Genomic DNA, 14,152 nt, shown 5'->3' on the forward strand with positions numbered 1-14,152 from the left:
CTTGTGTGAGGCCCGAAACCGGATGAATCCGCAAAACCCTCCACACCATGAGATTCCGGAGTCTGAAATGACAGTCGAAACCGAACAACTCACCGACATCGACGACCTGCGCCACGAAATCGACCGGCTCGACGCCGAGATCCTGGCCGCGGTCAGGCGTCGCACCGAGGTATCCAGGGCGATCGGCAAAGCCCGAATGGCATCCGGTGGCACCCGGCTGGTGCACAGCCGCGAGATGAAGGTCATCGAGCGCTACAGCGAGCTCGGACCCGAAGGCAAAGACCTGGCCATGCTGCTGCTCCGGCTGGGCCGCGGCCGGCTCGGTCACTGACCCGGTTAGCCACCCGTTCATCTCGTCGTCAGCACAGCCCTGGTCAACCTGACTAGGGTCGGAAAGCATGACTGCGGTTGACCACATTCCCGACGTATCAGCGACCCCGGCCTGGCACGCACTGCAACAGCATCACGCGCAGATCGAGAACACCCAACTGCGTGAACTGTTCGACGACGACCCCGACCGGGGGCACGAGTTCACCCTCAGCGTCGGCGACCTCTATATCGACTACAGCAAGCACCGGATCACCCGCGAGACGGTCAAACTCCTCATCGACCTGGCCAAGGCCGTCGACCTGGAACAGCACCGCGACGCGATGTTCGACGGGACGCACATCAATGTGTCGGAAGACCGCGCGGTGCTGCACACCGCTTTGCGACTCCCCCGCGACGCAAAGCTGACCGTCGACGGACAGGACGTGGTCGCCGACGTCCACGAGGTGCTCGATCGGATGGGTGACTTCACCGATCGGCTGCGCAGCGGCGAGTGGACCGGCGCCACCGGTAAGCGGATCAGCACCGTCGTCAACATCGGGATCGGCGGCTCGGATCTCGGGCCGGTGATGGTCTACCAGGCGCTGCGGCACTACGTCGACGCCGGCATCTCGGCGCGTTTCGTCTCCAACGTGGACCCGGCCGACCTGATCGCGAAGCTGGACGGCTTGGATCCGGCCACAACGCTTTTCGTGATCGCATCCAAGACTTTCACGACGCTGGAGACGCTCACGAATGCGACGGCGGCCCGGCGCTGGCTGACCGACGCGCTCGGCGACGACGCGGTGGCCAAGCATTTCGTCGCCGTGTCCACCAACAAGAAGCTGGTCGACGAGTTCGGCATCGACACCGCCAACATGTTCGGCTTCTGGGACTGGGTCGGTGGACGGTACTCGGTCGACTCGGCGATCGGGCTCTCGGTGATGGCCGCGATCGGCCGAGAAGCCTTCGCGGACTTCCTGTCTGGTTTCCACCTTGTCGACGAGCACTTCAGGACGGCACCGCTGGAAGCCAACGCGCCGGCCCTGCTCGGGTTGATCGGGCTGTGGTATTCCGACTTCTTCGGCGCCCAGTCGCGAGCGGTACTGCCGTATGCCAACGACCTGTCGCGGTTCGCGGCCTACCTGCAGCAGCTGACCATGGAATCCAACGGCAAGTCGACCCGCGCCGACGGAACCCCGGTGACCGCCGACACCGGTGAAATCTATTGGGGCGAACCGGGAACCAACGGCCAGCACGCCTTCTACCAACTGCTGCACCAGGGCACGCGGCTGGTGCCGGCCGACTTCATCGGCTTCAGCCAGCCCATCGACGACCTGCCCACCGCCGACGGCACCGGCAGCATGCACGACCTGCTGATGAGCAACTTCTTCGCCCAAACCCAGGTGCTGGCGTTCGGTAAGACCGCCGAAGAGATCGCCGCCGAAGGTACGCCGAAAGACGTTGTGCCGCATAAGGTCATGCCCGGCAACCGTCCGACCACGTCGATTCTGGCCACCCGGCTGACCCCATCGGTCCTGGGCCAGTTGATCGCGCTCTACGAACACCAGGTCTTCACCGAGGGCGTCGTGTGGGGCATCGACTCGTTCGATCAGTGGGGTGTCGAGCTGGGCAAGACTCAGGCCAAGGCGCTGCTGCCGGTGATCACCGAGGACGCCGCGCCTGACAAGCAAACCGACAGCTCGACCGACACTCTGGTACGGCGTTACCGCCGAGAGAGAGGCCGGGTCGGCTGAGCGCGGCCCACGAGGTCGGAACCGAGGCGGCGCACGAAGGTGCGCAGACGCTCCTGGGTCGCGGTCTGTGGATCGCTGAGGTGCAGCTGCAGCAATTCGCGACCGGAAGCGTGCAGGATTCGCGCGGTGTATTCCGGCTCGTGCAGTTCAGGATTGCGGCTCAGCAGCTCGCCGACGAAGAACTGCAACACAACAGCCTGAGCTTGAGCCAGACGGCTGTACAACTCCGGTGGCGCGCCCTGCGGCGGAAACAGAAACAGCCGCCACGTCGCCGGGTGGGCATCGACAGCGGCCAGCACACCGTCGAATGCGACCACGAGCGACTGGTCCTCGGCGGCAGCATCCAATCCGGAGATCGCCTCGGCGAACTGCGCGCCGGCCCGTGCCGCCTCACGGTCGATCAGCGCGACGAAGAGCTGCGCCGGATCGCCGAACAGCTGATAGATCAGTGATCGATTGATGCCGGCCTCGCGCGCGATCCGGTTCGGCGTGGCGGCGTGAAACCCTTCGGCGTCGACGACGGCGTGGGTGACGTCCAAGATCTGTTCGCGCCGCCCTTCGGCGGTCATGCGCCGCCTCGGCATGTCCACGGTGGTCACCCTTGACAGCATAACTAACAACTTGTGAGTATTACTCACTAAGTGTTAGTTAGCCGGAGGTTGTGATGGTGGCGTACTACCCCGAACTCGCGCAACGAGTGCGAAGCCAGCGCGATTTGCAGCCTGAGCTCTACGGAGAGTTCGACTTCGACCAGCAACCAGATCGCCTGGCCACCGAGCCCGACGTCGACTCGGCCCTGCCCACCTGGGTCGCCGACCGCGCGCCGATCCTGCAAGACGATCGCGTCACGGAGTTGATCAGCACGGCCACCATGCTCGGCGACGTCGTCGCCGATCCCTATGCGGCGCTGATGAACACATACAGCGTCGCGCAGCTGATCGACATGCTCAAGACGGCCTGCCGACAGGGAATCGAGGCGGTACTCGACGCGCCGGCCGAACTCGCGTCGTTCATCGGAGCCATGGAGGCCACCCCGGAGTGGATCGACTTCGACCTGGTCCGCGAAGGCGCCCGGCAGGAGCGCATCCCCGCCGCGCTGCTGGCTCCCTTCATTACCCGCGGCGCCTTCATCGCGACCTTCACCAACACCTACGCCGCTTTGCCGATGGCCCTGACCGGCGCACTCTCGGGCAAACGGGCCGCCCGGCGGGTCAACGAGACGGCCAGTTTCTTCGCCGTCACCACCCTGCCCGGTGCGCTGGACCGCTACGGCCCCGGTTTCGAAGCCGCCGCCATGGTCCGACTGATGCACTCGATGGTCCGCTACAACGCGCTGAAGAAGTCCGGCAAATGGGACACCGCTGTCTACGGCATGCCGGTCCCGCAGGTAGACCAGATGCCCGCCGGCATGATCGGCCAGTATCTCTTGGCACGCAAAGCTCGACAGCAAGGCCGGACGGAGTTCACCGCCGAAGAACGCGCCGTCGTCGAATTCGCCAGGTACCGCTGCTTTCTGCTCGGCCTACCCGAGGAACTGCTGCCCTCCGAACCCGCCGACATCGTCCATGTCATGCACGCGCGCTCGGCACTGCTGCGGCACGGATTCGATAACATCTGCCGCGAACTCGTGCAAGGCACGATGGCGGCCTACCTGCGCCCTGACACCACGCTTTTCGACCGGTGCGCCGAGGCGGTCGAAAAGAGTTTCAGCAAGCTCACGTTCGTCCGGACATTCTGCGGCGGTGACCGCAACGTCGCCGAGGCCATGGGCGTCTCACTCGCGTCGACGGATCTCATGCGCGTCGCCCTGACCGCGCCCTTCATCATCGGACGTTTCACCGCCGTGACCCATGCCAGCCGCATCCCCGTGCTTCGGGACGTCACCGATGCCTACGTCATCGGGCTGCTCGAGCTCCGGCTCGCCACCTACGGCAAGCCCGAATTCACCTCCGATTCAGCGCATTACACGCCGTTCCGCACTGACTAGGCGAATCGCTTGGTCAGCGACAGCGGCAGGACCCGCATCAGCTGCACCATCGGGCCCCACGGCCACCACGGCACCGCGGCCCGGCCCGGTTCCCGCTCGATCGCCGCGACCAGTGACTTCACCCCAGTGTCGTTGTCCACCATGAACATCGTTGTCTTCGACTTCGCCGTCATCTCCGACTCGATGTAGCCCGGCTCGATCACCGACACCCTGATCGGGCCCTTGGCGTATTCGGCGCGCAACGATTCACCCAGTGAACTCAGGCCGGCCTTGCTGGCCGCGTAGGCCGCCTTCACGCCGGGCACACCCTTGGCGCCGAGGACCGACGAGATCAGCACCAGATGCCCGGACCCCTGCTCATTGAACATCTCCAGTGCCGTCTCGGTTTGCACAAGGGCCGCAACGAGATTGGTTTCGATGGTCGCCTTATTGGCCCACAGCTTGCCCGATCCCAGCCGCGCGCCCTTGCCGATACCGGCGTTGACGATCACCCGGTCGATCCCGCCGAGTGCGTCGGACAGCTCTGCGAACACCTTAGGAACCTGGTCGTGGTCGTTGACGTCCAACGCGGCGACCGCAACCGTGATGTCTGGATATCGTTGCGCGAGTTCGGCTTTGAGCTCGTCGAGCCGGTCGGTACGACGGGCGCACAGCGCCAGGTCGCGTCCCTTGGCGGCGAACGCGCGAGCCATCCCGGCACCCAGGCCGGAACTCGCCCCGGTGATCAGTATCTTCTGCCGAGTCATCCGACTATTTCAGCAGACGCGACATCCGCCGGTCGGCCAGCACCTTGCCCGCGGTCTGGCAGGTGGGGCAGTACTGAAAAGACTTGTCGGCGAACGACACCTCCCGGACCGTGTCACCGCACACCGGGCACGGCAGACCGGTGCGGGCGTGCACCCGCATTCCGGAGCGCTTCTCGCCCTTCAGCGTCGCCGCCTGCTGGCCCACCGATCGCGACACCGCATCGGAGAGTACCGAGTTCATCGCGGCGTGCAGTCCGGCCAGTTGGCCCTCCGACAGTTTTCCCGCGGTGGCGAACGGCGACAGCTTGGCGACGTGCAGGATCTCGTCGCTGTAGGCGTTGCCGATCCCGGCGATCACTTTCTGGTCGGTGATGACGGACTTGATCCGGCCGGTGTTTCCGGCCAGCAGCCCGGCCAGGTCGTCGACGCTGAGTTGCAGCGCATCCGGCCCCAGGGCGGCGATGCCGGGCACCTGCTTGGGGTCGGTGACAAGCCAGACCGCCAGCCGCTTCTGGGTGCCGGCCTCGGTGAGGTCGAAGCCCGGCGATTCGCCGGGAGTGCCGAGGTGGACGCGCAGCGCGATCGGGCCTTTGCCGGGTTTCAGCGGGGCCGCAGTCAACTTCTCCGACCAGCGCAGCCAGCCGGCCCGGGACAGGTGAGTGATCAGGGTGAGCTCACCGGCGTGCAGGCCGAGATATTTGCCCCACCGGTCGGCGCCGGTGACGGTCAGACCGTGCAGCGCATTGATCGGCGGATCGAAAGTCTTGAGCACCGACAGCGCGGCGACGTCGACGCGCCCGACCGTCCGACCGACAGCGTGCCGGCGAAGGTAGTCGGCCAGCGCTTCGACCTCGGGTAGTTCAGGCATGTCTCCAGTGTGCCGTCAGCCCCGGACGGAGCGCCGCACGTTGCCGAACACCAGCGACAACACCCAGCTGACGATCGACAGCACGACGGCGGCCTTGATCGCGGTCCACCAGAAGTGATCGATCGCCAGGCCCCAGTGGGTGGTGTTAGCGGTGATCCGCGCGGTGATCCACAGCATCAGCGCGTTGACGACGATGTGGAACAAGCCCAGCGTGAGGATGTACAGCGGGATCGACAGGATCTGCACGATGGGCTTGATGAAGGCGTTGACCAGGCCGAAGATCACCGCCACGACGAAGATGATGCCAATGCGCTGCAGGCGGGTGTCGCCGCCCACGAAGCTGAGGCCGTGGACCAGGCGGGTGACCACCCACATGGCGAAACCAGTCAGCGCGGCGCGAATGAAAAATGGCCCCATGCGGCTGAACCTACTCGGCACAAGGCCCGGAACAGTCGTTCGTGATCCAACTGTGCCCGACGCGGTATTGAACAATCCGCAACCACAAGTACCCGGTACCGCAGGTATTGACATCTTTGCCGCCGCTCCCTACCGTTCGCGTAGGCACCGAGAAAGGGGCGTCGACGATGACTACCGCGGTAAAGCCCACCGGACCCGACCGCCAGGAGTTCTCCGAGCGTCTGCTCAAGGGATCGGTCAAGAAGTCGTATGAGCCCGTCGTCGACATCGACTGGGACGCGCCGCTGGACCCGGACAAATTCTTCCTGCCGCCCCGGACCGTGTCCCTGTACGGAACACCGTTGTGGGACAGCATGACCCGGGCACAGCGCATCGAGTTGTCCCGCCAGGAACTAGTGAACACCCTGTCGGCCGGTATCTGGTTCGAGAACATCCTCAACCAGGCGCTGCTACGCAAGATCATGCACACCGACCCGACCAGCCGCTCGACCCATTACGCCCTGACCGAACTGGGCGACGAGACACGACACATGGTGATGTTCGGTAAGGCCATCGAGCGGGTCGGAGCCAAGCCGGTGCGCCCGCGGCTCTACCACCGGATGATCATCAACACGCTGCCGTTCTTCTTCCGCGGCTCGGTGCTCTGGGTTGCCGCGCTGATCGGCGAGGAGATCTTCGACTCGCTGCAGCGCCAGATGATGGACGATCCGGAACTGCAGCCGATCATCCAGCGGCTCATGCGGATTCACGTCACCGAAGAGGCTCGGCACATTCAGTTCGCGCGAGACGGCCTGCGCAAGCGCACACCGAAGATGCGACGACCGGAGCGCTGGTTCGTCGGCAACGTCAACGGGCTGGGTGGATGGTTTTTCCGCTACCTGTTCACCAACAAAGTTCAATACGCGCGGGTCGGGCTGGACGCCCGGCAGGCACGCCAGATGGCGCGCACCAGCCCACACCGGCACGAGGTTCAGGTGGCCGGATTCGCCCCACTGGCCGCATTTTTGGACGAGGTCAACCTGATGGGCCCGATCGCGCGCCGCGGCTGGGCGCGCACCAAGTTCCTGTGACCGAAGACTGCCACGGCGTTGTTGTCAGCGGCGACAACAGCGTCGTGGCCGGACTGCGGGCCGCGGGCATCGAGGCTGCGGTCATCGGACCCACGTTGCGCAGTGCGGTTTTCGACGACACCACCAGCACCTGGACGCTGACCACCGACGGCGACGCCACCTGCCACGCCCGAATAGTGGTGACCAACGAACCGCCGCTGGCCGCGTTCATCCCGGACCTGTTCGGCCGCAGGGAATTTCGCGGCGTCTCGTTCCACGCCGCGACACCGCCCCGGGACTTCGACCCGACCGGCCGGCGGGTCGCGGTCCTCGGCGCCGATTCGAACGCGGGCCGGCTGATCGAGACGATGGTCGGGTCTGCGGCGCAGGTCAAGGTTTTCCCGCTGCCGCCGCGTCGCGTCGTCCCGCGGTCGCGTCGTTTCGCGCGCTTCGCCCGCCGCCGTTCGGCCACGGTGATCACGTCGCCGTTCGAAGAGGTGACCACCGCGGGTGTCCGCACCGCCGACGGCGTGCACCACGACGCCGACGTTGTTGTCTACGGAACCGGCTTCGCGGTCGGCGGCGGAGCCGCACCGCTGGTCGGCCCCGGCGGGCGGACACTTCGACAGCTGTGGATCGACGGCGCCGAGCCCTACCTCGGGGTGGCGCTGCACGGCCTGCCCAACTACTTCACGCTCGGCGGCCCGGACCGCCAGGCCGCGCTGCAATCCGTCATCGTCTGCCTGCGAATCGCGGCCGGAAACACCCGCATCGAGGTACGCCGCAGCACCCAGCAGGTGTTCAACGAACGGGCGCACCTGATCGGCCCGTCGCCGCGCCCGAGGGCATCGGCGTTCGACCTGACGCCGTCGCTCGATGCAACCGGCGACGTCTACGACGGTGCGGCGACGCTGACCCTGGCCGGCACCTGCCAGCAGGTGCGCGTACGGCTGGCAGGTCACCTCGATCCGATCGACGGCCAATACCATTGGCAGGGAACTGTTTTCGATACGCTGGCCGAGGACCTCGTCAACCAGAGTCGGACAGTGAGCCTGGCGGTGGGTGATCGGAACACGCCGGCGCGAATCACCGAAAAGACACCGCAGGGCACACATTCGATCGCCGGGGTGGGCCCGCCGCCATTCGCGCTCGCAAACGTCCTACCGCGCGCATAAGCCCCGTCGCGGCTTGCCGGACCGGCCGCAGAAGCGCATAGTCGCCTCAGAAGTCTGTCCAAACGCGGTTGCCGCTGCAGCCCCGTCGGTAAGCCGGGAATCGTAGGAAACGCTATGCCGATCCCAAACGCTCCGCCCGAAGTGGTCGCCGTCGGGGCGTCAGCCGGAGGAGTCGAGGCGCTGAAATGTTTCGCCGCCGGTCTGCCGCCGGGTTTGCCCTACGCCGTCCTTGTGGTGTTGCACATGCCTATCAATGCGCCGAGCGTCCTGGCGCGCATTCTCGACCGAAGCGGGCCGCTGCCGGCGACTGATGCCGTTCATGGAGAGCCATTGGCGCCCGGCACAATCCGGGTCGCCGTGCCGAATCGCCATCTGCTCGTCGACGGTGACAGAACCGTCTTGTCGGAGGGCCCCACCGAGAATGGTCAGCGTCCCGCCATCAACGCGCTGTTTCGCTCGGTGGCGTCCGCATGCGGTCATCGCGCGATCGGCGTGCTGCTGTCGGGTGTGCTCGACGACGGCACATCGGGGTTGGCCGCCATCCGGTCGCGCCATGGCACCACGATCGCCCAACTCCCCGACGAGGCGCTGTTTCCGGCGATGCCGCGCAACGCCATCGATGCCGGCGTCATCGATCACCAGACATCTGCCGGCAAGATGGGTCAGCTGCTCATGGAGCTGGCCGAACGAGACTCCTCTCAGGCCGCCGCCGAACCCGTCGCCGACGTCCATCACGCGGGGATCGGCGACAAGTTACTGCAGTCGCACGACGGTGAGATCGAGAGCGCTCTGCGGGTTGCCGTGGGCGCGCTTCAGGAGAAAGCCGTACTCGCCCGCAGGCTGGCCGACCAAGCAGGTCCTGGCATGGCGCGAGACCGCTACCAGGCGATCGTCGACGAGGCAGAGCGCGCGGGGGACGTCCTGAGCGAGCGGCTGTCGGCGGGCTGCACCGAACGTCGCGAGCGCGATGAGTAGGCCTGCCAGCCGAGTTGCCGTCGAAGTCGACACCGCGGGCGATACCTGCCTACTGACCGTCAACGGAGTACTCGACAGCAGCACCTACCCAACGCTGCGCGACGCCGTCATCAAGGCCGCCCTGGACGCACCGCGCGCCGTTCTCGTCGACGTCAACGGGCTCGACGTTCCCGCATCCTCGGCATGGTCTGTCTTCACCAGCGCGCGCTGGCACGTCAGCACCTGGCCGGATGTCCCGATCATGTTGGTGTGTGCGCATTCCGGCCGGCGTGCAACCATCGCGCGCAGCGGCGTGACGCGCTACGTGCCGGTGTACGCCGCTGTCGAGTCGGCTCGGCGAGCTGTCGTCGACGACGCACGGCCTGTCCGGCACCGATGTCGCTCCGAATTGCCGGCGTCCACCGCCAGCGTGGGCATGGCCCGTGATCTGGTGACCGACCAATTGACGGCCTGGTCGCAGGCCGGCCTCATCTCGGTGGCGATGGTGGTCGTCAACGTGCTCGTCGACAATGTCTTGCAGCACACGGTCAGCGCCCCGGTGGTGATCCTGGAAAGCGAGGGTCCGCTGGTCACCATCTCGGTGCAGGACAACAGCTCGACGCCGGCCGCCCGGCGCGAGGACGCGTTCCGCGGTGGAGACCAGGTCTCCGGGCTGGCGATCATGGCCGCGATAAGCCGGGCCTGGGGAAGCACACCCACACCGTCGGGCAAAACCGTGTGGGCGGTGATCGGCCCGGAGAACCGGCTGCGCCATGCGCACCGCGAGTAGTGTTCAGTTTCGCCGCGACAGCTGGCGGGACAGGACGAGATGGACCCGAACGTAGACGAATCATTCGAGGCCCTGCTGCGATTCATGCGGGATTCGCGAGGGTTCGATTTCACCGGATACAAACGCACCACCCTGGTGCGGCGAGTACGACACCGCATGAGCCAGGCCGGCTTTGACACCTACGAGCAGTATCTCGACGAGCTTCAGGCAAGCTCTGAAGAATTCTCGGCGCTGTTCAACACCATCCTCATCAATGTCACGGCGTTCTTCCGCGATCCCGAAGCGTGGGAATACGTCAAATCCGAGGTCATACCGAGCCTGCTCGCCGAGCGCGAGCCGGACGCGCCGATCCGGGTGTGGAGCGCGGGCTGCGCTTCGGGCCAAGAGGCCTACAGCCTGGCCATTTTGCTCGCCGATGCGATGAGTCCGGACGCTTTTCGGCAGCGCGTGAAGATCTATGCGACCGATGTCGACGAGGATGCTCTCACCGAGGCCCGGGCGGCTAGCTATGACGCGAAGTCGGTCGAGTCGGTGCCGGAGGTTCTGCTGAAGCGACACTTCGAGCAAGTCAACGGACGGTACACCCTCAACAAAGACCTCCGGCGCAGCGTGATCTTCGGCCGCAACGACCTGGTCAAGGACGCGCCGATCTCACGGGTGGATCTGCTGGTCTGCCGCAACACGCTGATGTATATGAACGCAGAGACACAGCGAATCATGTTGGGCAAGATGCACTTTGCGTTAGCCCCGCTCGGGGTGCTGTTCCTCGGCCACGCCGAGATGTTGTTGAGTCACAGTGACTGGTTCACGCCGTTGAGCCTCAAGCAGCGGATCTTCCGCAAAGCGCCCGGGTCCTACACCGGGATGGAACGCTACGATCCGGCCGCGACGCTCTATGAACGGCACGGCGACCTTTCCGCCCTGATGACCGTGCGAGAGTTGGCATTTCGCGCGAGTCCGGTGGCCCAGATCGTGGTGACCGGTGAAGACACCGTGGCGATGGTCAACGAGGAGGCCGAATCGTTGTTCGGGCTGTCGGCCCGCGACATCGGCCGCCTGCTTCGAGATCTCGAGATCTCCTATCGTCCAATCGAATTACGCGGGTACCTGGAGCAGGCCAAGGTGGAACGCCGTTCCATCAGGATTCCCGATGTCGAATGGGCTCGGCCGGGCGCCGAGACCGTCTGGTTCGAGATTCACATCAACCCGCTCGTCGACACAGAGAACGGGCTGCTCGGCGTGTCCATCGTGTTCTTCGATGTCACGGCGACCCGAGCGCTGTTCGACAAGCTGGTTCACACCAACCGCCAATTGGAGGCGGCCTACGAGGAGTTGCAATCCACCAACGAAGAACTCGAGACCACCAACGAGGAACTGCAGTCGACGGTGGAGGAGTTAGAGACCACCAACGAGGAATTGCAGTCCACCAACGAAGAACTCGAGACGATGAACGAGGAGCTGCAGTCCACCAACGACGAGTTACATACCATCAACGACGCGTTGAGCGAACGCAGCGAAGAGCTCGACCATGCCCACGGGTTCTTGGACTCGTTGATCAATTCTGTCCACCTCGGCCTGGTGGTCGTGGACCGCGAGATGCGCGTGCTGGTGTGGAACCGGGGTTGCGAGGAATTGTGGGGTCTGCGCGCAGACGAGACCACCGGAGCCGTCCTGACCAGCCTGGACATCGGGCTGCCGACGGACGATATCCGGCCGCTGATCGGCCAGGCGTTCGTCGATCCCGACCACGCCGGCGAGGCGCTGATCGAGGCGGTGAACCGACGCGGTCGGTCCACTCCAATCCGGTTGTTGTGCACAGCTTTTCAAGCGGCGCCCAGTGGCACCGTCAACGGGGCACTGCTGTTGATGGAAGCGCAGCCCTGACAGGCTAATTCGCTTCGCGCTGCTGTTCGATGGCGGCCGTGTCGTGCAGCGCCGCCGCCGCCCGGTGCACTTCGGCCGCATCCTGATGTGCGTCGACGTCTGCATCATCGGCCCGCATCGCCACCTGCTCGTGCGTGGCCGCGCTGCGCCGGTGCGCCGCGCCGGCAGCGTGGTGTCGCTTGGCGGCGGCTTGGTGGGCCCGGCGGGAGCGTTCTTGCGACTCCTGCGCACGCACTCGAGCATGCTCGGCGGTCTCGGCGTTCGACGGCAGACCCGCCCGAAGGTCGGCACCGCGCTGATGTAGCTCGTCGGCACGCCGCCTGGCCGCCTCGCCGCGATCGTCGGCGGCGCCCTGCGGGTGTGACGACACGATGTTCGCTCCGATCGTCGCTCAACGGCGAAGCCCCTATTGTCCGCTCCGCCGAATACGCAGGCAATACGCCCTACTATTTGCATCATTCGTGCGGCCCCCGATGACAGGAGACGGTGTGCGGTTCAGCTATGCGGAGGCGATGACGGACCCGACGTTCTATATCCCGTTGGCCAAAGCCGCCGAGGCGGCCGGATACGCCAGCATGACGATTCCGGACAGCGTCGCCTACCCGTTCGAATCGGATTCGAAGTATCCGTACACACCGGACGGCAACCGGGAGTTTCTGGACGGCAAGGCGTTCATCGAGACGTTCGTGTTGACTGCGGCGCTGGGCGCGGTGACGTCGACGCTGCGCTTCAACTTCTTCGTCCTCAAGCTTCCGATCCGGCCGCCGGCCCTGGTGGCCAAGCAGGCCGGCTCGCTGGCGGCACTGATCGGAAACCGCGTCGGACTCGGGGTCGGCACCAGCCCATGGCCAGAGGACTACGAGCTGATGGGTGTGCCGTTCGCCAAGCGCGGCAAGCGAATCGACGAATGCATCGACATCATCCGCGGGCTGACCACCGGCGACTACTTCGAATACCACGGCGAGTTCTATGACATCCCCAAGACCAAGATGACGCCCGCGCCCACCCAGCCGATCCCGATTCTCATCGGCGGGCACGCCGATGCCGCCCTGCGCCGGGCCGCCCGCGCCGACGGCTGGATGCACGGTGGCGGCGATCCAGAGGAACTCGATCGGCTCATCACGCGGCTCAAGCAACTTCGCGGGGAGGAAGGCAAGACCGGCCCCTTCGAGATCCATGTGATCTCAGTCGACGGCTTCACCCTGGACGGCGTGAAGCGTCTCGAGGACAAGGGCGTTACCGACGTGATCGTCGGTTTCCGCATGCCCTACATCATGGGGCAGGACACCGAGCCGCTGGACGCCAAGATCCGCAACCTGGAGGAGTTCGCCGAGCGGGTGATCGCCAAAGCGTAGCGGCGGTCTGCCGCCAAAGTCTCACGGCTACAGCGGATCCCATACCGGTGCGCGCTTTTCCTGGTGCGCTCTGGCCGCCTCCAGCGGGTTATTGGTGAATCCGCTCAGGATCTGGGTGCGGTTCTCGATCTCGATCGCGTGCCGAAGGCTGGGTGCATCCAGCGCGGTGTTCAGCCCGATCTTGGTCTGCCACACCCCGTAGGCGTTGTTCCCGACAATCGAGCGGGCCATCGTCAGCGCGGCGGCCATCAATTGGTCAGGCGCCACCACTTCGTGCACCAGCTTGATCCGGTAGGCCTCGTCGGCGTCGATGATGCGGCCGGTCAGCATCAATTCTCGCGCCACCCCGGCGCCGACCATCTTCGGCAGCAGGTAGCTGGTGCCCATGTCCATCGAGGAGAACCCCGCCTTGATGAACACCGAGCCGAATCTGGCTTGCTCCGAGGCGATCCGGATGTCGGAGTGCAGCGCGAACGCCAGCCCACCGCCGACGGCGACACCGTTCACGGCGGCGATCACCGGTATCGGCAGCTCGTAGAGCCGGACGTACAGGTTGGCCAGGCGCACCTGGGCGTCGTAGCTGACCTTGAATCCCGGGGTGTCCGGCGCATTCTTCGTCCACGCCGTTCCGGTGCCGCTCAAGTCGGCGCCCGCGCAAAACCCGCGACCCGCCCCGGTCAGGATCGCCGCCCGGAACGCGCCACTACTGAGCGAATCCAGCGCAGCGTCCATCCCGTCGATCAGCGACCCGTCGATGGCGTTCAACTTGTCGGGCCGATTCAGCGTGACGCACGCGATTTTCTCGTCAAGCGTTTGCAATTCCACAGCAGCCATAACCGCAACCGTAAGCCAACGCTCAGTGTC

General features: G+C 65.4%; 15 protein-coding genes and 1 pseudogene. 9 read left to right on the forward strand and 7 right to left on the reverse strand.

Translation table 11 applies throughout. The features are described 5' to 3' along the window. The first annotated feature begins 22 nt into the window (after window positions 1-22). A complete protein-coding gene (locus tag G6N27_RS11360; RefSeq protein ID WP_163776420.1) occupies window positions 23-331 on the forward strand; it encodes a chorismate mutase in 309 nt (102 codons plus the stop codon). A gap of 67 nt (window positions 332-398) precedes the next feature. Next, a complete protein-coding gene (gene pgi, locus G6N27_RS11365; RefSeq protein WP_163776421.1) occupies window positions 399-2,063 on the forward strand; it encodes a glucose-6-phosphate isomerase in 1,665 nt (554 codons plus the stop codon). Here the strand turns inward: pgi and G6N27_RS11370 are convergent. After that, window positions 2,033-2,632 (reverse strand): TetR/AcrR family transcriptional regulator, encoded by a 600-nt coding sequence (locus tag G6N27_RS11370; protein ID WP_170308196.1) that lies wholly within the window; start codon window positions 2,630-2,632, stop codon window positions 2,033-2,035. The two genes, pgi and G6N27_RS11370, sit on opposite strands and share 31 nt — an antisense overlap. A 95-nt stretch (window positions 2,633-2,727) precedes the next feature. Between G6N27_RS11370 and G6N27_RS11375 the strand changes: the two genes are divergently transcribed. Continuing rightward, window positions 2,728-4,050, forward strand: coding sequence for an oxygenase MpaB family protein (locus G6N27_RS11375; RefSeq protein ID WP_163776423.1), 1,323 nt, complete (start codon window positions 2,728-2,730; stop codon window positions 4,048-4,050). Here the strand turns inward: G6N27_RS11375 and G6N27_RS11380 are convergent. From G6N27_RS11380 to G6N27_RS11390, 4 genes and pseudogenes are all read right to left on the reverse strand, one after another. Further along, entirely contained in the window at window positions 4,047-4,796 is a 750-nt protein-coding gene (locus G6N27_RS11380) for an SDR family oxidoreductase (protein WP_163776424.1), read from the reverse strand. The genes G6N27_RS11375 and G6N27_RS11380 overlap by 4 nt on opposite strands. 4 nt (window positions 4,797-4,800) lie before the next feature. Continuing rightward, on the reverse strand, window positions 4,801-5,268 hold the full coding sequence (locus tag G6N27_RS25265) for a zinc finger domain-containing protein (protein WP_232065066.1): 468 nt from the start codon (window positions 5,266-5,268) through the stop codon (window positions 4,801-4,803). Window positions 5,269-5,469: 201 nt separating this feature from the next. Beyond that, window positions 5,470-5,664: pseudogene (locus tag G6N27_RS25270) on the reverse strand (DNA-formamidopyrimidine glycosylase family protein); the annotation flags it as partial. A gap of 15 nt (window positions 5,665-5,679) precedes the next feature. Further along, window positions 5,680-6,081 carry a phage holin family protein gene (locus G6N27_RS11390; protein ID WP_163776426.1) on the reverse strand — a complete coding sequence of 134 codons (402 nt, stop codon included), beginning with the start codon at window positions 6,079-6,081 and terminating at the stop codon, window positions 5,680-5,682. Window positions 6,082-6,248: 167 nt separating this feature from the next. Between G6N27_RS11390 and G6N27_RS11395 the strand changes: the two genes are divergently transcribed. The 5 genes from G6N27_RS11395 (at window position 6,249) to G6N27_RS11415 (ending at window position 11,933) form a co-directional block, all read left to right on the forward strand. Continuing rightward, a complete protein-coding gene (locus G6N27_RS11395) occupies window positions 6,249-7,151 on the forward strand; it encodes an AurF N-oxygenase family protein (protein WP_163776427.1) in 903 nt (300 codons plus the stop codon). A 173-nt stretch (window positions 7,152-7,324) separates the two neighbouring features. Then, window positions 7,325-8,305, forward strand: coding sequence for a DUF4873 domain-containing protein (locus G6N27_RS11400; protein ID WP_372513054.1), 981 nt, complete (start codon window positions 7,325-7,327; stop codon window positions 8,303-8,305). Between the two features lie 114 nt (window positions 8,306-8,419). Beyond that, entirely contained in the window at window positions 8,420-9,280 is an 861-nt protein-coding gene (locus G6N27_RS11405) for a chemotaxis protein CheB (RefSeq protein WP_163776429.1), read from the forward strand. Further along, window positions 9,273-10,049 (forward strand): STAS domain-containing protein, encoded by a 777-nt coding sequence (locus G6N27_RS11410; protein ID WP_163776430.1) that lies wholly within the window; start codon window positions 9,273-9,275, stop codon window positions 10,047-10,049. Before G6N27_RS11405 ends, G6N27_RS11410 begins: the two co-directional genes overlap by 8 nt. A 39-nt stretch (window positions 10,050-10,088) precedes the next feature. Beyond that, window positions 10,089-11,933: a CheR family methyltransferase gene (locus G6N27_RS11415; RefSeq protein ID WP_163776431.1), complete on the forward strand. Its 1,845-nt coding sequence runs from the start codon at window positions 10,089-10,091 to the stop codon at window positions 11,931-11,933. A 4-nt stretch (window positions 11,934-11,937) separates the two neighbouring features. Here the strand turns inward: G6N27_RS11415 and G6N27_RS11420 are convergent, their stop codons facing one another. Further along, a complete protein-coding gene (locus G6N27_RS11420) occupies window positions 11,938-12,303 on the reverse strand; it encodes a hypothetical protein (RefSeq protein WP_163774184.1) in 366 nt (121 codons plus the stop codon). 118 nt (window positions 12,304-12,421) lie between these two features. Here G6N27_RS11420 and G6N27_RS11425 point away from each other — a divergent pair, with 118 nt between their 5' ends. Beyond that, complete coding sequence (locus G6N27_RS11425; protein ID WP_163781674.1) at window positions 12,422-13,288, forward strand: TIGR03619 family F420-dependent LLM class oxidoreductase; 867 nt, start codon at window positions 12,422-12,424, stop codon at window positions 13,286-13,288. 27 nt (window positions 13,289-13,315) lie between these two features. Here G6N27_RS11425 and G6N27_RS11430 read toward each other — a convergent pair whose 3' ends face one another. Beyond that, window positions 13,316-14,113: an enoyl-CoA hydratase/isomerase family protein gene (locus G6N27_RS11430; RefSeq protein WP_179963394.1), complete on the reverse strand. Its 798-nt coding sequence runs from the start codon at window positions 14,111-14,113 to the stop codon at window positions 13,316-13,318. Window positions 14,114-14,152: the final 39 nt, after the last annotated feature.

Source organism: Mycobacterium cookii, assembly GCF_010727945.1.
Taxonomy (GTDB): Bacteria; Actinomycetota; Actinomycetes; order Mycobacteriales; family Mycobacteriaceae; genus Mycobacterium; species Mycobacterium cookii.

What these genes read in the sequence shown, in the direction of transcription:
- G6N27_RS11360 (WP_163776420.1), top strand. Translation starts at nt 23, where the DNA reads ATGAATCCGCAAAACCCTCCACACCATGAGATTCCGGAGTCTGAAATG.
- pgi (WP_163776421.1), top strand. Translation starts at nt 399, where the DNA reads ATGACTGCGGTTGACCACATTCCCGACGTATCAGCGACCCCGGCCTGG.
- G6N27_RS11370 (WP_170308196.1), bottom strand. Translation starts at nt 2,632, where the DNA reads ATGACCGCCGAAGGGCGGCGCGAACAGATCTTGGACGTCACCCACGCC.
- G6N27_RS11375 (WP_163776423.1), top strand. Translation starts at nt 2,728, where the DNA reads ATGGTGGCGTACTACCCCGAACTCGCGCAACGAGTGCGAAGCCAGCGC.
- G6N27_RS11380 (WP_163776424.1), bottom strand. Translation starts at nt 4,796, where the DNA reads ATGACTCGGCAGAAGATACTGATCACCGGGGCGAGTTCCGGCCTGGGT.
- G6N27_RS11390 (WP_163776426.1), bottom strand. Translation starts at nt 6,081, where the DNA reads ATGGGGCCATTTTTCATTCGCGCCGCGCTGACTGGTTTCGCCATGTGG.
- G6N27_RS11395 (WP_163776427.1), top strand. Translation starts at nt 6,249, where the DNA reads ATGACTACCGCGGTAAAGCCCACCGGACCCGACCGCCAGGAGTTCTCC.
- G6N27_RS11405 (WP_163776429.1), top strand. Translation starts at nt 8,420, where the DNA reads ATGCCGATCCCAAACGCTCCGCCCGAAGTGGTCGCCGTCGGGGCGTCA.
- G6N27_RS11410 (WP_163776430.1), top strand. Translation starts at nt 9,273, where the DNA reads ATGAGTAGGCCTGCCAGCCGAGTTGCCGTCGAAGTCGACACCGCGGGC.
- G6N27_RS11415 (WP_163776431.1), top strand. Translation starts at nt 10,089, where the DNA reads ATGGACCCGAACGTAGACGAATCATTCGAGGCCCTGCTGCGATTCATG.